Origin of the sequence: Planococcus halotolerans, assembly GCF_003289955.1 — a bacterium.
GTDB lineage: Bacteria > Bacillota > Bacilli > Bacillales_A > Planococcaceae > Planococcus > Planococcus halotolerans.
This window is the reverse complement of sequence record NZ_QLZR01000008.1, coordinates 39,576-57,456: the sequence shown is the minus strand read 5'-3', so window position 1 is coordinate 57,456 and position 17,881 is coordinate 39,576. Positions and strand designations below refer to the sequence as shown.

The 17,881-nt window shown below is 44.6% G+C and carries 20 protein-coding genes; 5 read left to right on the top strand and 15 right to left on the bottom strand.

Features of this window, described 5'->3' with window-relative positions; genetic code table 11:
- Nucleotides 1-160 precede the first annotated feature (160 nt).
- Genes DP120_RS15855 through DP120_RS15845 form a run of 3 tightly spaced genes read left to right on the top strand, consistent with a single transcriptional unit; the run spans nt 161 to nt 2,618 of the window.
- Nucleotides 161-793, top strand: a complete 633-nt coding sequence (locus tag DP120_RS15855) for a GNAT family N-acetyltransferase (RefSeq protein WP_112224622.1) — start codon at nt 161-163, stop codon at nt 791-793.
- Between the two features lie 20 nt (nt 794-813).
- Entirely contained in the window at nt 814-1,458 is a 645-nt protein-coding gene (locus DP120_RS15850) for an acetoin utilization AcuB family protein (protein WP_112224621.1), read from the top strand.
- On the top strand, nt 1,428-2,618 hold the full coding sequence (locus tag DP120_RS15845) for an acetoin utilization protein AcuC (protein ID WP_205854561.1): 1,191 nt from the start codon (nt 1,428-1,430) through the stop codon (nt 2,616-2,618). Before DP120_RS15850 ends, DP120_RS15845 begins: the two co-directional genes overlap by 31 nt.
- A 62-nt stretch (nt 2,619-2,680) precedes the next feature.
- Here the strand turns inward: DP120_RS15845 and ccpA are convergent, their stop codons facing one another.
- From ccpA to DP120_RS15780, 13 genes are all read right to left on the bottom strand, one after another.
- Nucleotides 2,681-3,682 carry a catabolite control protein A gene (gene ccpA, locus DP120_RS15840; RefSeq protein ID WP_112224620.1) on the bottom strand — a complete coding sequence of 334 codons (1,002 nt, stop codon included), beginning with the start codon at nt 3,680-3,682 and terminating at the stop codon, nt 2,681-2,683.
- Nucleotides 3,683-3,780: 98 nt separating this feature from the next.
- Nucleotides 3,781-4,866, bottom strand: coding sequence for a bifunctional 3-deoxy-7-phosphoheptulonate synthase/chorismate mutase (locus DP120_RS15835; protein ID WP_112224619.1), 1,086 nt, complete (start codon nt 4,864-4,866; stop codon nt 3,781-3,783).
- Between the two features lie 169 nt (nt 4,867-5,035).
- Nucleotides 5,036-5,365, bottom strand: coding sequence for a bacillithiol system redox-active protein YtxJ (ytxJ, locus tag DP120_RS15830; protein WP_112224618.1), 330 nt, complete (start codon nt 5,363-5,365; stop codon nt 5,036-5,038).
- A gap of 16 nt (nt 5,366-5,381) precedes the next feature.
- Nucleotides 5,382-6,128, bottom strand: a complete 747-nt coding sequence (locus tag DP120_RS15825) for a YtxH domain-containing protein (RefSeq protein WP_112224617.1) — start codon at nt 6,126-6,128, stop codon at nt 5,382-5,384.
- Nucleotides 6,129-6,166: 38 nt separating this feature from the next.
- Complete coding sequence (locus DP120_RS15820; RefSeq protein ID WP_112224616.1) at nt 6,167-6,658, bottom strand: DUF948 domain-containing protein; 492 nt, start codon at nt 6,656-6,658, stop codon at nt 6,167-6,169.
- 139 nt (nt 6,659-6,797) lie between these two features.
- Nucleotides 6,798-8,111 (bottom strand): UDP-N-acetylmuramate--L-alanine ligase, encoded by a 1,314-nt coding sequence (gene murC / locus DP120_RS15815; RefSeq protein WP_112224615.1) that lies wholly within the window; start codon nt 8,109-8,111, stop codon nt 6,798-6,800.
- Between the two features lie 140 nt (nt 8,112-8,251).
- Nucleotides 8,252-10,771, bottom strand: coding sequence for a DNA translocase FtsK (locus DP120_RS15810; protein WP_112224614.1), 2,520 nt, complete (start codon nt 10,769-10,771; stop codon nt 8,252-8,254).
- Nucleotides 10,772-10,777: 6 nt separating this feature from the next.
- Complete coding sequence (gene ytpR / locus DP120_RS15805; RefSeq protein WP_112224613.1) at nt 10,778-11,386, bottom strand: YtpR family tRNA-binding protein; 609 nt, start codon at nt 11,384-11,386, stop codon at nt 10,778-10,780.
- Nucleotides 11,383-12,198: a DUF1444 family protein gene (locus DP120_RS15800; RefSeq protein WP_112224612.1), complete on the bottom strand. Its 816-nt coding sequence runs from the start codon at nt 12,196-12,198 to the stop codon at nt 11,383-11,385. The genes ytpR and DP120_RS15800 overlap by 4 nt, the downstream gene beginning before the upstream one ends.
- Before the next feature lie 61 nt (nt 12,199-12,259).
- Nucleotides 12,260-12,577, bottom strand: a complete 318-nt coding sequence (locus tag DP120_RS15795) for a thioredoxin family protein (RefSeq protein ID WP_112224611.1) — start codon at nt 12,575-12,577, stop codon at nt 12,260-12,262.
- Nucleotides 12,578-12,598: 21 nt separating this feature from the next.
- Nucleotides 12,599-13,105 carry a hypothetical protein gene (locus DP120_RS15790; RefSeq protein ID WP_233785931.1) on the bottom strand — a complete coding sequence of 169 codons (507 nt, stop codon included), beginning with the start codon at nt 13,103-13,105 and terminating at the stop codon, nt 12,599-12,601.
- Between the two features lie 60 nt (nt 13,106-13,165).
- Nucleotides 13,166-13,687, bottom strand: a complete 522-nt coding sequence (locus DP120_RS15785) for a DUF84 family protein (RefSeq protein ID WP_112224610.1) — start codon at nt 13,685-13,687, stop codon at nt 13,166-13,168.
- A gap of 44 nt (nt 13,688-13,731) precedes the next feature.
- Complete coding sequence (locus tag DP120_RS15780; RefSeq protein ID WP_112224609.1) at nt 13,732-14,805, bottom strand: M42 family metallopeptidase; 1,074 nt, start codon at nt 14,803-14,805, stop codon at nt 13,732-13,734.
- Between the two features lie 172 nt (nt 14,806-14,977).
- Here DP120_RS15780 and DP120_RS15775 point away from each other — a divergent pair, with 172 nt between their 5' ends.
- Together DP120_RS15775 and DP120_RS15770 are read left to right on the top strand one after the other, a co-directional pair.
- Nucleotides 14,978-15,292, top strand: a complete 315-nt coding sequence (locus DP120_RS15775; RefSeq protein WP_112224608.1) for a hypothetical protein — start codon at nt 14,978-14,980, stop codon at nt 15,290-15,292.
- Nucleotides 15,293-15,393: 101 nt separating this feature from the next.
- Nucleotides 15,394-15,951, top strand: a complete 558-nt coding sequence (locus tag DP120_RS15770; protein WP_112224607.1) for a DEAD/DEAH box helicase family protein — start codon at nt 15,394-15,396, stop codon at nt 15,949-15,951.
- Nucleotides 15,952-16,349: 398 nt separating this feature from the next.
- On the opposite strand, the gene DP120_RS15765 is transcribed toward DP120_RS15770, so the two are convergent.
- Nucleotides 16,350-17,204 carry a YtnP family quorum-quenching lactonase gene (locus tag DP120_RS15765; RefSeq protein ID WP_112224606.1) on the bottom strand — a complete coding sequence of 285 codons (855 nt, stop codon included), beginning with the start codon at nt 17,202-17,204 and terminating at the stop codon, nt 16,350-16,352.
- A 25-nt stretch (nt 17,205-17,229) separates the two neighbouring features.
- On the bottom strand, nt 17,230-17,877 hold the full coding sequence (gene trmB, locus DP120_RS15760; RefSeq protein WP_112224605.1) for a tRNA (guanosine(46)-N7)-methyltransferase TrmB: 648 nt from the start codon (nt 17,875-17,877) through the stop codon (nt 17,230-17,232).
- Between the last annotated feature and the right edge of the window lie 4 nt (nt 17,878-17,881).

Here is a 17,881-nt window from a genome sequence, read left to right as displayed (position 1 = left end):
CTTTCTATTGTTATCTCTTTTTCATTCTACATCAGCCTAAGCAAATATTGCCAACTTTTTTAACTATTTAAAAAATAGAGAGCGCTTTCAAACGAATTAGCCAAGCACTTAATCTTTCATGTATAATGAAGCTAATTGCAAACTTACAGGCGGTGAAATGATGGAACACAAGAAAACCTATAACGCTATGGAATTAAAAACAAAGCATGGAAGAATCGTCGTTGAAGGCCCGGTCCCTGCACACGAACTCAAGTCATTGGATTTCCATGAAGACCTGATTGCATTCCGTCCAGCCAAACAGCAGCACGAAGCCATAATTGGTATTGCCGATTTGCCTGAAGGCCGCATACTTATTGCCCGTGACAATAACATGATTGTCGGTTATGCCACCTTTTTATATCCTGACCCGCTTGAGCGCTGGTCGGAAGGAAATATGGAAAATCTGATTGAACTTGGTGCAATCGAAGTGATTCCAAAATTCAGAGGCAGCGGTGTCGGCAAGGCGCTGCTGAAAACGTCGATGATGGACGATGCATTTGAAGATTTCATTGTCATAACAACTGAATACTACTGGCATTGGGATTTGAAAGGCACTGGCCTCAATGTTTGGGAGTACCGAAAAATCATGGAGAAAATGATGCAGGCCGGCGGTCTTGAATACTACGCGACAGATGAACCTGAAATCAGTTCACATCCAGCAAATTGCCTTATGGCTAAAATCGGAAAACGCGTTGACCAGGAATCGATACAAAAATTTGATCAATTGCGTTTTAAACATAGATATATGTACTAATCACAAAGGGGCTGTTAGAGATGCTATTGGAAGAAATCATGAAAATCGAAGTCCATTCATTGAATCCCAAGCAGACTGTTCAGGATGTCATTGATTTATTTGAAGAAGAAAGAATCCGGCATGCACCGGTTATCGATGATGGAAAGGTTGTAGGCGTCGTATCCGACCGTGATTTGAAAGACGCGCTCCCTTCCCGCTTTACAGTCTCCCCCAAAGGAGCACCCTTTGAGAAAACAGTTGAGGAAATCATGACCCGAAATCCCGTGATAGCCCATCCAATGGATTCCGTCGAGGAAATTGCGATGGTCTTCTATGAACAGCAAATCGGCTGCCTGCCGGTGGTAAGCGGCGGAAAATTAGCCGGTTTTATCACTGAAACAGATCTTCTTTATACTTTCATTGAATTGACAGGCACCCACCAGCCCGGATCTCAAATTGAAATACGTGTACAGGACCGTTCAGGCGTGCTGCTCGAAGTTTCAAAGATTTTCTACCAGCACAATATCAACGTGCTCAGTGTGCTTGTTTATCCGGATAGAGAAAAAAAGGAAAACAAGATTCTTGTATTCCGTATTCAGACGATGAATCCCCTCGCCCTTATTAATGACTTACGTAAAGAAGGTTTTGATGTCTTATGGCCAAATATGCCGCAAATCAACGAATAAAACATGCTGTTTTCATTTACTCGGAAGATCAATTGGGCTATAAGTTCTCGGAGACTCATCCTTTCAACCAGAAGCGGCTCATTCTCACGATTGATCTGCTCCGTGAAATGAATGCGCTTCCAGAAGATTTAATCGTACCGGCACGAATTGCTACTGACGAAGAACTGCTCCTGGCACATGACCAGCGTTATATTGACATCGTCAAAAAAGCCAGCAAAGGGGAAATTACTTCCGAAGCAGGTGAAAGTTATGGAATCGGTACGGAAGATACGCCGATCTTCGAGAATATGCACGAAGCCAGTGCACGCCTTGTGGGTGGCACTTTGACTGCTGTCGACTATGTGATGGAAGGTAAAGCGCAACACGCCCTGAACCTCGGAGGCGGCCTGCATCACGGCTTCAGGGGCAAAGCTTCCGGCTTCTGTATTTATAATGACAGTTCCGTCGCTATAAACTATTTGAAGAAGAAATATGGCGCCCGTGTGCTTTATATCGATACAGATGCCCACCACGGGGATGGCGTCCAGTGGTGCTTCTACGATGATCCGGATGTCTGCACCGTATCAATACACGAAACAGGACGCTATCTATTCCCTGGAACGGGCAATATAAACGAACGCGGAAACGGCCAGGGATACGGAACTTCATTCAACTTTCCGATAGATGCATTCACTGAAGACGAATCGTTTCTCGAAATTTACCGTACAGCCATGAAAGAAATCGTGGAACATTTTAAGCCTGATGTAATCCTTTCTCAAAACGGCGCTGATGCCCATTACCTGGATCCGTTGACTCATCTATACGGAACAATGGACATCTTCCGTGAAATACCTAAAATCGCGCACGAACTCGCACACGAATATTGCGGGGGGAAATGGATTGCAGTTGGCGGAGGCGGCTATGATATTTGGCGTGTCGTTCCCCGTGCATGGTCTTTACTTTGGATGGAAATGAATGATATTCCCCTTCCCACCGGGAATTTGCCAACACAATGGCTGAAGAAATGGCAGCCAGAATCACCGGTTTCGCTCATTGAAACCTGGGAAGATCCTAAAAATATGTATGAGGCGATCCCCCGCAAAGAAGAAATTACCGAAAAGAATCATCAAATGCTGGAAAAAGCGCTCTACATTATTCGCCATACACAGAAAAACCTTTAAAGAAATACAAAAAGCTGCACTGGAATAGCCCAGTGCAGCTTTTTTATATTGCTGAGAAATTATTAAGCATTATTTTTAGTGGATTGACGTTCTTCGATGCGGTAAGGTAAAATAACCTGATTTTCATCGATTTCTTCTTTATTCATATATTTCGTCAATAACCGCATAGATACCGCGCCGATATCATATAATGGCAATGCCACCGAACTTAGCATCGGACGCGCCATACGTGCTAATTTGGAGTTCTCATAACTGATGATTTCAACTTCCTGTGGAATCTGCTGTCCTTCTTCTTCCACCTGATGAATAACGCCGATGGACATCTCATCATTGCTCACAAAATAAGCAGTCGGTTTATATGGTTTCAGTTCGACCACTGCTTCCATTCCTTCATCATAGGAATTGTTGCATTCAACCACAAGTTCCGGCTTGAATTCGATCCCAGCGTCTTCCAATGCTTCGCGGTAAGCCTTCATCTTATAATCCCTGTTAATCTTGGAGGTTAACGGTCCGGAAACAAATGCAATGCTCTTGTGGCCATTATCAATCAATTTTTTCACAGCTTCGTAGGCTGCCCCGTAATAATCGATATTGACTGATGCAATTTTCCCAGTCTCTTCAACCGATCCTGCAAGGACAATCGGTGTCGGCGAGCGTTCCAATTCATGGAGCAATTCAGGAGTGATGACATCACTCATGAAAACAATTCCATCAACTTGTTTGCCGAGCATTGTTTCAAGAAGCTGCAATTCCTTGTTTTCATTTTGGTCTGAATTGGAAAGAATAATATTATAGCGGTACATCGTTGCTATATCTTCAATCCCCCGTGCAAGTTCTGCATAGGTGCTATTGGAAATATCCGGGATGATGACACCGACCGTGGTGGTCTTTTTGCTGGCAAGTCCCCGTGCAACTGCATTCGGGCGATAGCCAAGTTCTTCAATTACTTTCAACACTTTTTTTCTTGTGGCCGGTTTTACGTTTTGGTTTCCATTTACCACACGTGATACGGTTGCCATGGAAACGTTCGCTTCCCTTGCCACATCATAAATTGTTACGGTCATGTAAGCGCCCTCTTCCCTTTTCTTCAATCATACGACAATAAGTTTATGTATATCAACTAAAATAAATAAAAGCCGGGGTTACGCCCGGCTTTTTGGCATTACATTTTCATTTCATATTGCTTCATGAATTTCATCAGCGAATCGTAGTATTCGTCGAATTGCGGAAGATTCATTTGTTGCTGTGCATCTGACAAAGCTACAGCCGGGTCCGGATGGACTTCAGCCATTACACCATCTGCACCAATGGCGATTGCTGCTTTAGCAGCCGGCAACAGAAGGTCGCGGCGTCCCGTGGAATGGGTAACATCCACAAATACCGGTAAATGTGTTTCCTGTTTAAGAATCGGCACTGCTGAAATATCCAGCGTATTGCGCGTCGCTTTCTCGTACGTGCGGATACCGCGCTCACAAAGAATGATCTGGCTGTTGCCGGAAGCAATAATATACTCAGCTGCGTTGATGAATTCATCAATCGTTGCTGCCATTCCCCGTTTAAGCAGGACAGGTTTATTGATGCTGCCTACAGCTTTCAGTAATTCGAAGTTCTGCATATTACGCGCGCCGACTTGTACAACATCAACATAGTCAAGAGCTTCTTCTAAGTGATGAGGCGTAACAATTTCAGAAACAACCGCCAAATTATATTGGTCTGCTGCTTTTTTCAGCATTTTCAGACCATCCAATCCTAAGCCTTGGAAATCGTACGGAGATGTGCGGGGTTTGTAAGCACCGCCGCGAATCATTTTAAGTCCTTTATTTCCAATCGCTTCAGCTACAATCGACACTTGCTCTTGGGATTCAACTGCACATGGCCCAAAAATGAATGATGGCTCTCCTTGCCCAATTTTTTCACCGTTAATATCGATTATCGTATCTTCAGCTTTTTTCTTCCGTGATACGAGCAACGCTTTACGTGTATCTTCCTCTTGCATATCCAACGCAGATTTGAAAATTTCCTTGAATATATGATCGACTGTTTTTTGATCCAATGGGCCGTTATTGTTTTCTTTTAATAAATCCAGCATATGACGCTCACGGAGTGGATCATATCTGTTCATTCCTTGTTTTTCCTTGATCTTACCGATTTCCTGTATAACTGAAGCCCTCTCATTAATCAGGGACAGAATTTGCAGGTTTACTGCATCGACCTGTTCTCTTAGCTGTTCTAAATCCGTTTGGCTCATCCTAATTTCCCCTTTCATAAATCACCTTTAATCGGTGACTTATCTTAACATGATAGGACTATTATATGCAAAGTATTCGGGAAAGTCACGAAAAATGTTTTAGCGCTTCAACGCGCTAAAGTGAAAGGGGCAGTAAAAAGCCGGAGCACTGGGCTCCGGCCTTACTAAACTAAGCAATAAATTCTTGCATTGCTTTGCTTTTAATATCATTGTGAGAAGCGTGCCAGTCAACCTGCATATTGGAAAAATGCATCAATTGAGGCGACTCATGTTTGATTTGTGTGATTTCTGCAATCTCCTGCGATAATTCTTTATCCTCTTGAACAACAAGGAACAGGAAGGTCTGTTGGGGATGCAATGAGCAATACTCATTGTACTCGTTCCAGGCCGCTGCAGAAACAGGACAAGTGCTGCTGTGTTTAAAAAGCCAATAGCTTTGTGTGCCTTCAACTGCCTTCTTCAGACTGTCTAAATCCTGTACGCGTATAAGATTTTTCATTGTATCCGCTCCCAAGTCATTTTGTTGAGTTGTTTTTGTTGCTATTGGAATTGGAATTGTTTTTGTTTGAGTTGTTGCCGGATTTGTTCTTATCTGCGTTGTAGCTTCCAACACTGTTTTGATTAGAATTCGAGCTGTTGCCGGCAGCAGAGCCAGAACCTGATTTTTGGTCATCATTCACTTCTTCTACTGCTTCTTTTAAAGCGTTGGCTGTAGACGTAAACGCGTCATCGACGGCTGACTGCGTTTCTTTATTGGACTCTTGGACAGTGTTATCGATTGTAGCATGCATATCGATCGATTCTTCCCCTTCTGAAGACGCTGTTCCGTCATCCATCGGTGAAGATCCGCCTTTCATGCCTTTAACTTTATCAACGACTTTTGAAGACTGGTCCTTCAATTGCTGCTTCAGGCCGCCGCCTTCGTTGTCCGAATCGGAGTTTGAGCTTTGAGATTTTTCTTTTAAAGTTGATACCTGATTATTCAGGTCGCCACGGAATTCCTTACCTGATTTAGGCGCAAGGAATAATGCTGCTGCAGCGCCGATAACGACTCCGACTAGGGCACCGGCAAGAAAACCGCCTGAACCTGATTCTTCTTCGTAATCATAAAGATCGTCGTAACGGCTCGACATGCCATATGATTGTGGCACATAATCACTTTGCTGATAATTTTGTCCAGAGTTAGAGTAATAATCTTTATTGTACTGAGAATCATTGTAATTAGTTTTTTGGTTATTGAAATCATTGTTATTTCCAGTCATTTTACATTCCTCCAATTATAATTAGTAGTTACTTACTTTTAATACTGATCATTGTGCGGAAGTTGTTTTTGTCCGGGCACCGGCTGATATGATTCTGTCTGGCGGGTGCTGTAAGCCTTGCGGGCTTTCCATTTGTCACGGATTCCCATGGCAACATTGCTCCACTGAACTACCTGGGCAATTTTTTCCTCATTCTGTTCTGCCTGCGAAGCGACCGACATCGTAATGCGTCTTACCGATGCATTCAGATCAGTTACTGAATTGCCGACACCTTTCACAGCGTCCACAACACCATTAAGCTTCTCTGTTTTCACCTGGATATCTTCTGCAAGTTCATTTGTCTTATGCAGGAGATTCGTGGTTTCCAAAGTCACCCCTTGCAGCTGGTTTTCAAGCCCGGCAACTGTGCCGGAAACTTCTTTTAATGTGTTTTTCAGCGAATTCAATGTCATTGCCAAAGCTACGCATAGAATTAAGAATCCGACTGCAGCCACGATTGCGGCTATGTAAAGCAGTATTTGCCAATCCATCATAATTCCTCCTTTTACATTCTGTTATATAGTATTTCTACCCTAGTCGAACTGCACGTAAACACAGTCCTCTTACAATACTTCTACAAAAAAATTTAAAAACCTGCAAAAAACAGAAAAAAACAGTTTAACCCGAAAGTTAAACTGTTTCCTCTGTCTTCAATTGATTTTCAAAAGCTTCTTTGAATTTCGTAACGTCCCCTGCTCCCATGAACAGGAAAACTCCATCCTTATGTTTGATTAACTGTGCAACTTCTTCTACCTGCAGCAACCGGCTGTCTGTAATTTTCTCTTCCAGATCGCGGATAGTCAGAGTTCCCGCTTCTTCACGGGCAGAGCCGAAGATATCGCATAAATAAACCTGATCCGCTTCATTCAGGCAATCTGCAAATTCCTGCAGGAATGTTTGCGTCCGCGTAAATGTATGCGGCTGGAAAATAGCTATGACTTCACGGTCAGGAAATTTTTGGCGTGCAGATTGCAGGGTAGCACGGATTTCTGTCGGATGATGGGCATAGTCATCTATTAGAATGCGGTCGCCGATATCAGTTTGTGAAAATCTCCGTTTCACACCCTGGTACCCGCTGAACTGCTGTTGGATGATATCTGCCGGTATATTTTCGTAATGGCATAACGAAATAACTGCCAGCGCATTCAGGATAGTATGGTCGCCGAACATCGGAATTGTGAATGTATAGAAGAATTCATTGCGGATCACAACGTCAAAGGTCGTTCCTTCAGTTGTCTTCACAATATTTCTTGCCTGGAAATCATTTTCTTCTCCGAATCCGTAATATACCATCGGCACCGGAGCTTGTAATTTCTGAAGATATTCATCATCTCCACAGGCAATGATGCATTTCTTCACTTGCTGCGCCATTTCCTCAAAGGCATTAAAAACATCATCGATACCGGCAAAATAATCCGGATGGTCAAAATCGATATTCGTCATTATTGCATAATCCGGATGGTAGGCAAGAAAATGCCGGCGGTATTCACACGCTTCAACAACGAAGAAATGTGAATTCTGCATTCCGTAGCCTGTTCCATCCCCAATCAGATAAGAAACCGGTTTATAACCATTCAGTACATGAGCCATCAAGCCTGTAGTGGAAGTTTTTCCATGTGCGCCTGTTATGGCAACTGAAACGTATTGCTTCATCAGATCACCAAGGAACTCGTGGTAGCGGATGACGGTAGCGCCAATTTCCCGTGCCTTAACAAGTTCAGGATGCTCATCATTAAAAGCGTTCCCTGCAATGATCGTCATGTCTGCAGTTATATTTTCCGGGTCGAACGGAAGAATCGAAATGCCTCTGTCCCGTAAACGTTCTTCTGTAAAGAAATATTTAGCAATATCCGAACCTTGCACTTCGTTCCCCATATCATGCATTATTTGAGCCAGCGGACTCATTCCGGAACCTTTGATGCCGGTAAAATGTAAAACTGTCATTAGTGAACCTCCTGTGGAAGTTTAAAGTAGTCTATTCCATCTGATTTTAGTGGATAGCCGGTTGATGCAAACAATTATTCGATTATATCATATTTTTATCCAGATACAATATTATCGATATTTTAAAATAATGAAACTAGTTATTGGAAGACTTCTGACATATCATCTTCTGTAATCAGTACAGATCGGGCTTTGCTGCCGTTCTGCTCGGAAATGAAGCCGTGCTCCTCGATAAGATCCATCAGTCTGGCTGCACGGTTATAACCGATATGGAACTTGCGCTGCAACAAGGAAGTAGATGCACTGCCCTGCTGCATGATAAATCTGCAGGCTTCTTCAAACAAATCATCCTGCTCAGATCCGGAAGCATTCTGCTTGATCAATTCATCTTCCTTAAAGAAATACTCCGGCTCACCTTGGCTGCGGACGTGCTCAATGATTTTTTCAATTTCTTCATCAGTTACAAATGTACCCTGGATACGGCTTGGTGCAGACATGCCATTGCCCAGATACAGCATATCCCCTCTTCCAAGCAGACGTTCCGCTCCCTGAGAATCCAGAATTGTCCGGCTGTCCACTTGAGACGAAACGGAAAAGGCGATTCGTGTCGGAATATTGGATTTGATCAATCCCGTTATGACATCCACAGATGGCCGCTGTGTAGCTATGACCAGGTGGATGCCGCACGCACGCGCTTTCTGCGCTATGCGGCAAATTGCATCTTCTACATCCTGAGGAGACATCATCATTAAATCTGCAAGCTCATCAATGACGATTAAAATATACGGCAAATGTTGTGCATGGTCGCCTTTTTCTTTAACCATCTTATTGTACCGGCTGATATCCCTGACGCCTGTATGGGCAAACAGCTGATAACGCCGCTCCATTTCTGATACAGCCCACTTAAGCGAAGCGGTAGCCGCTTTGACATCCGTTATTACCGGGCTTACCAGATGAGGTATATGGTTGTATGGTGCAAGTTCCACCATTTTTGGATCTATCAATAATAATTTCAGATCCTGCGGCGATGATTTATAAAGAAGGCTGACAAGTATTGAATTGATGCATACTGATTTTCCTGAGCCCGTTGCACCCGCAATCAAACCGTGGGGCATCTTCCGCAAATCCAGGGTCACCGGCTTGCCGGTAAGGTCAAGGCCGAGTGCAGCTTCCAAAGGAGAATCGGAATCCTGAAACTGTGAGCTTTCAATAACTTCGGAAATTCTCACCGGCCGGGAAGTTCTATTGGGTATCTCGATGCCGATTGAACTTTTCCCGGGAATTGGTGCCTGTATCCGAATATCTTTTGCTGCCAATGCCAATTTCAGATCGTCGGCCAAATTGCGGATTTTGCTGACTTTTACGCCTTGTGCTACAGTCAATTCAAATTGAGTGACAGCGGGTCCCTGAACTATGCTCAGTATGGTTGCCTGCACTTGGAAATGCGACAGCGCTTCTGTTAAGCGTTCCCCTTGTTCTTCCATCCACTCTTCGTCTTTGCGGTCATTTTCAGGTGCTAAAAGAAAGTTTCTATGCGGATGGCCATAGACAGAGACTGGTTTTGTTTCATTCGGCTCCTGGCTTGCTGGTGCTGCCGGCTCTTCAGCTTTAATAACCTGAACAGCTTCCTGCTTCGGCTTTTGGCTAATCGCGTCTGGTTGTTGTTTCACCGGCAAAGGGTTCCGTTTTTTCGATTTCTCTTTGTCTGATTTTAGCATCAGCACATTGAATGGAACAGTTTTTTCTTTCTTTTTCTCTGTTGTGCTGTTGACAGGTACGTTATTCTCTTCTTCCTGCTGCTCTTTATGTAACGGCTGTTTTTCTTCCAGATCCATTGGCACTGATTTCACATCATTAACTGGCGGCACAGCTGGACTTTCTTCTATCGGCTGTTCCGGCAGAGTTTCTATTGAAACTGCCTCATCTCGTGGCAATTCATGGTCTTCAACTTGTGATGCATCTTGTTCTTCAACAAGAACCGGGTCAGGTTTTCGCTCTTCTTCCTGGACTTGTGGTGTCTCAGGTAAAAGCTGTTCTTCCTGTTCTTCCTGTTCTTCCTGTTCTTCTTGAGCGTTTTCAGTAACTGCCGATCTTGGGGCAATTTCTGTTGGAACTGTTTCTGGTTCAGCCGCTTGTTCGGCTTTTACATTTTCGTCCTGTTTCTCCTGTACAGGAGAAATTGCTTTTTGGAACTCTTCTTTTCGTTCTTTCTGTTCCAGCAGTTTTTCAATTGATGCAGGTTTCGGCTCATTGAATCCGTGGATGGGCGACGGAACTTGCGTCGGCTCAAAACGGCGCTTAATCGGCTCTGGCCTTCTGGCTTCAGGTACTGGCTTTGAAATCTGAGGCTGCCGCTGGGCCGGCGGACGTGGAACCTGTCTCTGGATAGGTGCCGGTTCCTTGCGCGGCTCTCTGCGGAGGGTCTGCTCAGCCGGTTGTAATGGCCGGCGGATAAGTTCTTCCCTTACTTCTGCCATCGTGACTTGTTGGCCGCTTTGTTCCTTTTTCAAAAAAATTTCCCTTTCCTCGTCGGTAATCAATGGAAAACGAAAAGGCACATGCGCACTTTTCTGCTCAACAGGTGCTATGTACTCCTGTTCCACCTCTTCCTCAACTTCATCGGCAAACATACGATTCCATACTTTTTTAACCCAGCTCATAACAAGTCACGCCTTTACTTCAAATGCTGATCCGATTTCATTTTCATCATTCAATACCAAAATCCCTTTTTCCTCAGGAGCATCCGGTAAAGCCAATTCCTTAGCCGAACAAATCATCCCGCTGGATGCGACGCCGCGAAGTTCCGCGTCTTTTATAATCATTCCAGACGGCATGACCGCCCCTACTTTTGCAACAACCACTTTTTGTCCGGCATCTACATTGGGCGCGCCGCAAACAATCTGCAATTTTTCGCTTCCGATATCCACCTGGCAGACATTCAATTTATCCGCATTTGGATGTTTTTCTTTTGACGCCACGTAACCGACGATAAATTTCGGTGACAAGTCTACTTCAAGAAGATAATCCACACTGTTTTTTTCCAGTGCATTCTGCAGCTCTGTTACAAGCTGCTCAGAGACATCGATTGTTCCGGTTTCGGGAAACGTGATGTACTGAGATGCGTTAAAAAGGTTAAAGCCCGCGATTGCACCGCTCCCATCCTTGATGAGTGTCACATCGCCATTCATTTCTGTATGTGTTTTTTCCGGTTTCTCTGTTTGCAGCTGAACAAGCAATACGTCGCCTATTCCCTGCTTATTGTAAAATGCATTCATTTCTTATCGTTCTCCTCTTCCGGTCTATTTTTTGCCAGGATGAAAATCGGTTCCAATTCGTCGTTCTCGTATATGAAAGAAAGAGACGTAATCGGTACCTTGCCATTGGTGAAGAAACTCATCGCCATTTGCGCAAGCACGTCATAGCCGGATTCATTCCGGATATCGCCAATGATCAATACATCCTGATGCGGGACAGAAACGGTCATGTCTCCGGTGATTTTCTTTTTCATTTCTTTCAGGAAAGTCTCGTTTAAAATTCGGGATGCGTCATAGCCATCATTTTCATTGAGGAAATAAAACACGTTTCCAGCAACGTGATCTTCCTTGACTGCAGTTTTCAGCTTCTTGACCTGGAACCTTGCGAGTTCCTTGAGCTGATCTTCTGTCAGACTTAATGAATTTAACACATTTTCATCAATTAAGCGATAGGCTGCCCCGGTATCAAGCGCATAATATATCCGGGTTTCAGCTGTGTGCTCTGTTGTGATAAAGCGGTTTCCTTCGTTGGATTCTACAGGAAAAGAGGTCGAACGGATTACCGGATAGATATGTTCTCCCCCCGGCAGATTCCCTTCCGCCTCTCGTTCCATTGCATTAAAGGTTTCATTGATTGTATAAATGATTTCAGTTAATGCTTCTTCGCCTGTTGTTTCATAGCGGCTGGTGATTTTCGGAAGATCGAGCGTCAGTCCTTTACCTACTTTAATGTGGCGGATGTTCGCTGTATTATTTTCACGGTCATAACGCCATTCCAAATCACGGCTCGGCAAACGTTCTCTTAAGAGATTAAATAGTTGGGTTGAATTCATATCACTCTTCCTCTCTGTCAAAAATAAACGGTCCGACCTTCACAGGCGAACCGTCTTGATATTATTTGGACAATCCTGCTATAAAGGATTCAATTTCCTCTTGTGTTTTGCGGTCCCGGCTGACAAAACGGCCTAATTCTTTTCCGTCGCTGAAAGCCAGGAAACTCGGTATTCCGTATACATCCAGTTGGGCGCAGAGGTCGATGAATTCGTCACGGTCAACTGATACAAAGTCGAATTGTTCGAACGACTCTTCCACGTCAGGCATGACCGGGTCGATGACTCGGCAATCAGGACACCATCCCGCTGTAAACATAAATACCGTGCCATCGCAATTTTTGTATTCGTTAAACTCTTCAATCGATTGCAGTTTTTTCATAATCTCTTCTCCTCAGTTTTCCTATTCAATGGAGCGCGCTGTTTTCATCATCCATTCCATATTGGCGGGGACATCCGATTCTTCGGAAATGGTTGTCATTTTAACACCGCCCGCACTGACGACCACTTCGATCCGGTCTTCAGCAATCGCTCTCAGTGTTGTAAATCCAAAACGGCCATTCTGCTCAAATGTTTCATCAGCGATCCATTCCAATTCAGCATCCGCTTTCTGCAGGTCATAGAAAAATTTGCTGTCAGCCGCTTCGTTCGGGTTAATAAACAAAACGTAGGAATCGCTTCCTTTGGTTATGATTATATTATGTTCGTCAGAAGGCTCCTCTATATCGTAGCCGCCAGGCAGATAAAGTTCTGTCTGGCCCGCGGTTTCATTGGTTTCCGTCGGCTCTTTTTCAAAAGCCGTGCGGGTTTCCGCCAGCCCTTCTGCCACTCTTTCTTCAGGAGTCGCCATGCACCCTGCCAATAAAAAAAGGGATAGCACAGTTCCTGTGATTAAAACTGACCGTTTCACGCGTCTTCCTCCCCTGCTTTGCTGATTTCTATTTTAAAGATGTTTCCAGCCACTTGCAACTCAACCGCTGCCCAGCTGGTATTGTCCGATAAGCAATTTTACGATATGTCCGAACATATCCCCGCGGTTCATCAGCCCTGCTGTCAGGATTCCGATTGCTCCTTTATCGTGGCGGATGCCTGTTTCATTGGCGTAGTCGTCCATCACTGGACCAAGTTCCAATCCTTCTTTTAATTTCTGTCCAATTTCTTCAGGTAAAGGAACCTGTGCGCCGCCGGCAGTGTATACTTTCCCATCTGCGGTCGCCAGTGCTCCCCAATTGCAAAGGTAAAGTTCACCTTCAATCTCATATACGCCGCCTTCAAGTCCGACAGCACAATCAAACGGCCCCTCAATCGCTGATACTGCGCGGTTAACCGCACCCTGGCGCGTTTCCTCCATTGAGAACGGCTGAGCAGAAACACCTGAATCCGTTTCGACAGCTGTAATTTCGTGTTGAATACCCAGTTCGCCAAGGCACTCACTGACAGCTCTGATTTTCGCCTGATTTTTTGATGCAACAGCAATTTTCAAGTTATCCATCTGCATTGTTCCTTTCTATAAAAAAAAGTGCCCGAGGGCACTTTTTAGGCGTTATTTTTAATCGTTTCCACTGTAGTCCGGTCAGCCGATTTTACCAGCTTGACCAATAATTCCTTCGCCGCAGCGTAATCATCTGTATGGATGATTGACGATGACGTATGGATATAACGGGAGCAAATTCCGATTACGGAACTTGGAACTCCTTCGTTTGCCGTATGCACGCGTCCCGCATCCGTTCCGCCTTGTGAAATGAAATACTGGTACGGGATGTTATTCGATTCAGCTGTGTCCAGAACAAATTCTCTCATGCCGCGGTGTGTAACCATACTTTTATCGAGAATGCGCAGGAGCGTCCCCTTGCCTAATTGGCCAAACTCATTTTTGTTGCCGTCGGCGTCATTCGCCGGGCTTGCATCAAGCGCAAAGAAAATATCCGGATTGATCATGTTTGCAGCCGTCTGTGAGCCGCGCAGACCGACTTCTTCCATAACCGTCGCGCCTGAAAACAATTCGTTCGGCAGTTTTTCATCTTTCAATTCACGCAATAGCTCGATGGCCAAACCGCAGCCGTAGCGGTTATCCCATGCTTTCGCCATGATTTTTTTATCATTGGCCATTGCGGTGAACGGGCTGTAGGGAATGATCTGCTGTCCCGGGCGGACGCCGAACGACAACGCATCTTCTCTATCGTCAGCACCGATATCAATCAGCATATTCTTGATATCCATCGGTTTGCTGCGCAGCTCTTCACTCAATAAATGCGGCGGGATCGAACCGATTACACCAGGTATCACTTTATCTCCAGCGATGATTTCCACTCGTGTCGCCAGCATTACCTGGTTCCACCAGCCGCCAAGCGGTTGAAAGCGGATCATGCCATTATCAGTAATTTGTGTAACCATAAAGCCTACTTCATCCATATGTCCGGCCACCATGATGCGCGGTCCGTCCTGTTCCCCGTGCTTGACTCCGAAGATACTGCCGAGATTATCCTGTATCAATTCATCGGACACTGCACCCAATTCTTTCTTCATGAATTTGCGGACAGCATGTTCGTTACCGGGCGCGCCCGGTAACTCTGTTAATGTTTTAAATAACTCTCTCGTTTCATTATTCATGATACAACTTCCTCCTAAATGAAATGCCTTTAACCAGTTTAGAGCTTTTTTCAGTTTATTTCCACTTTTTTATTTCGAAAAACGAAAGGAAGGAAATGAAGACGTTGCTTTCATTTCTCGTTTAATTATTAGTTATGGTACAATTTAGCCAGTAAGTATAGGAGGGATCTAATTGAAAAATCGTGATTTATTGATCGGCTTCGCTACAGGAGTAGCTGCAACATTTGTCGTCAAAGAATTGGTTGACCGCAACCAGAAGCTTTACCCGGCAGATGAAGTATTGAAGCAAGTGAAGAATTCGTTTAAAGAAGAAGGTCCGATTGACGGTTCATGGATCTACATGAAAACAGAACCTTATACGCAGCACGCAGTTACGACGGATGTCTACAAAGGCGGCATCACTCGCCACCGCGACGATGAGCTCGAGCAATTCGAATTCATGGCGGACGCATTTACCGGCGCCGTTGTAGAAGTCTCAAAAGTTTAAAATTCACACGAACGTTTCCATCTGCAGGCCTACGCGAGAATTTCCGCGTTCCTGCAGTTTTTATTTCCATAAAAATTCAGTGAAAGTCCAGGTGAATGAAGATGAAATTTGTTCTGCTGTTCGGTCCACAGGCGGTCGGCAAAATGACTGTCGGCCAGGAGTTGTCGAAAATAACTGATTTGAAATTGCTGCACAATCACATGACCATCGATTTGCTGGAACCGTTTTTCGGCTTTGAACCTGAAATGTGGAAACTCTCCACCCTGTTCCGGAAGGAAATATTCAGCACCTTTGCCAAGAGCAAACGGTACGGCATGATCTTTACATACGTATGGGCTTTCGACCAGCAGGAAGACTGGGATTTCGTCAACAGGACTTGCGCAATTTTCCAGGACCAAGGCGCGGAAATCTACTTTGTCGAACTCGAGGCAGACCTGGATGAAAGGCTCATAAGAAATAAAACCTCCAACCGCCTCGTACATAAGCCGACAAAAAGGGACACTGCTTCCTCCGAAAAGGAAATGGTGAATTCCAATAAAATCTACCGGTTGAATTCCTTTGAAAACGAAATTCAGGCTGACCATTATTTGCGGCTGAATAATTCAGGTGTCAGTCCGGATAGAGTCGCTGGCATGATTAAAGAGCATTTTGGGTTGTGAAGATGCTATTGGCAGGTTTTTATAAATGTGAGTGAAAATATAGTGTGGCTCTCTTTTTTAGGAGTCTTTTTCAATTGGGAATATAAGTAATTTGTTAGCTGTGGATTTGAGGTGCGGGTTGAAGTGTTTGAGGTTCGGGTTGAGCACTTTGGGGTGCGGGTTAAAGCATTTGAGGTGCGGTTAGACCGACTTGGGGTGCGGTTAGATATAAATCAGCTCAAATAAAAGAAATATTTTCCATTATTTTATTTTCAGTTGCGCGATTTCATCATTTAGTTGCGGTTGGAATCACTTTAGTTGCGGTTAAACACAAATTAGTTGCGGCTAGATCCAATTTAGTTGCGGTTGCCGCAATCCCCATAAAAAAAAGCACCGCCAAAGCGGTGCCTTCCACAAAATCAGATATTCTTCTCTTTATATTGCAGCGACTCGACGATCTCTTTACCATCCTTGCTCCATTTCAGCAGACGGTAGTAAGCGTCGTGATAGAACGAGAAATAATATCCGTTCTCCAAAGCCTCTTTCATCAAACGTTCTTTTGCATAAATCGAATCCATCGGATAGTCATCATATGCCAATACCCAAAGCGGATTTTGGTGGGCATGAGTCGGCATGATGTCGCCCATATGAAGGATCGTTTCCCCGCCACTTTCCAGCTTGATGACAGCATGGCCGTTTGAATGGCCGCCTGTGTGGATCATTGTGATTGCGCCGAACAGCGTCAACTCATCTTCAAATGTTTCCACCTGATGCTGGACCGGCTCCCAATTTTCTTTCCAGTACGTGTTGCGGGAGCGGATATTCGGATTCTTCATTTCATTCCATTCGACTGCTGAAACATAAATTTTCGCATTCGGGAATGAAGAAACGTATTCTTCTCCCTGCTTATCAGTCAAGCCGGCCGCATGATCACCGTGCAGATGCGTCATCAGAACCGTATCGATGTCAGCAGCAGACAACCCGAGTTCTTCCAAATTCTTATTCAATGAAGACTCGGAAGATACTCCAAGATTGCGAATCTGGCGGTCGGTCAATTTACCGTCGCCCAGTCCGCTGTCCACCAAAATATTATGGCCATCGAATTGAATCAGCATCGGATGCGTCGGCAGCTCGATATTGTTTTTCTCATCCACAGGATATTTCTTCGACCAGACCACTTTCGGCACTACGCCGAACATTGTGCCGCCATCCAGATTCGTAGTACCCCCATCGAGCCAAGTCAACTTCATGTCGTGAAAATCAAATTTCTCCATCATCCCATCCCCTTCAGCTTACGAATTAAGAATTGTATTGTGCTTCCATCCGGTAAATCGGCTGGCCTTTTTTCATGAACTTCTCTTCGTATTCCGTCATGATGTTCCATTCCGGTTCATTGGCATGCAGATCCAACGAAACATCCTTCAGCAGCATGCCGTATTCCGAGATGCTCGTCAGCGAATACTCGAAAAGTCCGCGGTTGTCTGTCTTAAAATGGATTTCCCCATTCTTTGGCAGCACCGTTTCATATAATTTCAAGAATGATTCATGCGTCAGTCTCCGTTTTGCGTGGCGCGTCTTCGGCCATGGATCGGAGAAGTTCAAATACAGGCGGTCAACTTCATTTTTTTCAAAAAAGCTTTCCATTTCCTGTGCATTTACACGCAATAGCCGAAGATTTGGAATGCCTTCTTCCTGCTCGAGCACCGTTTGAAGCGCCGTAACAATCACGCTGTCGAATAACTCGATGCCGATGTAATTGATTTTAGGATTTGCCATAGCCATTCCAGTGATGAAACGGCCTTTGCCGCTCCCAGCTTCAATATGCAGCGGATTCGAGTTGCCGAACTCCTCTTTCCATTTGCCTTTCAGTTTTTGCGGTTCCGGAATTACAATTTCCGGATGGGCTTCGATCAATTCTGCTGCCCATGGTTTATATCTTGCTCTCATTTTT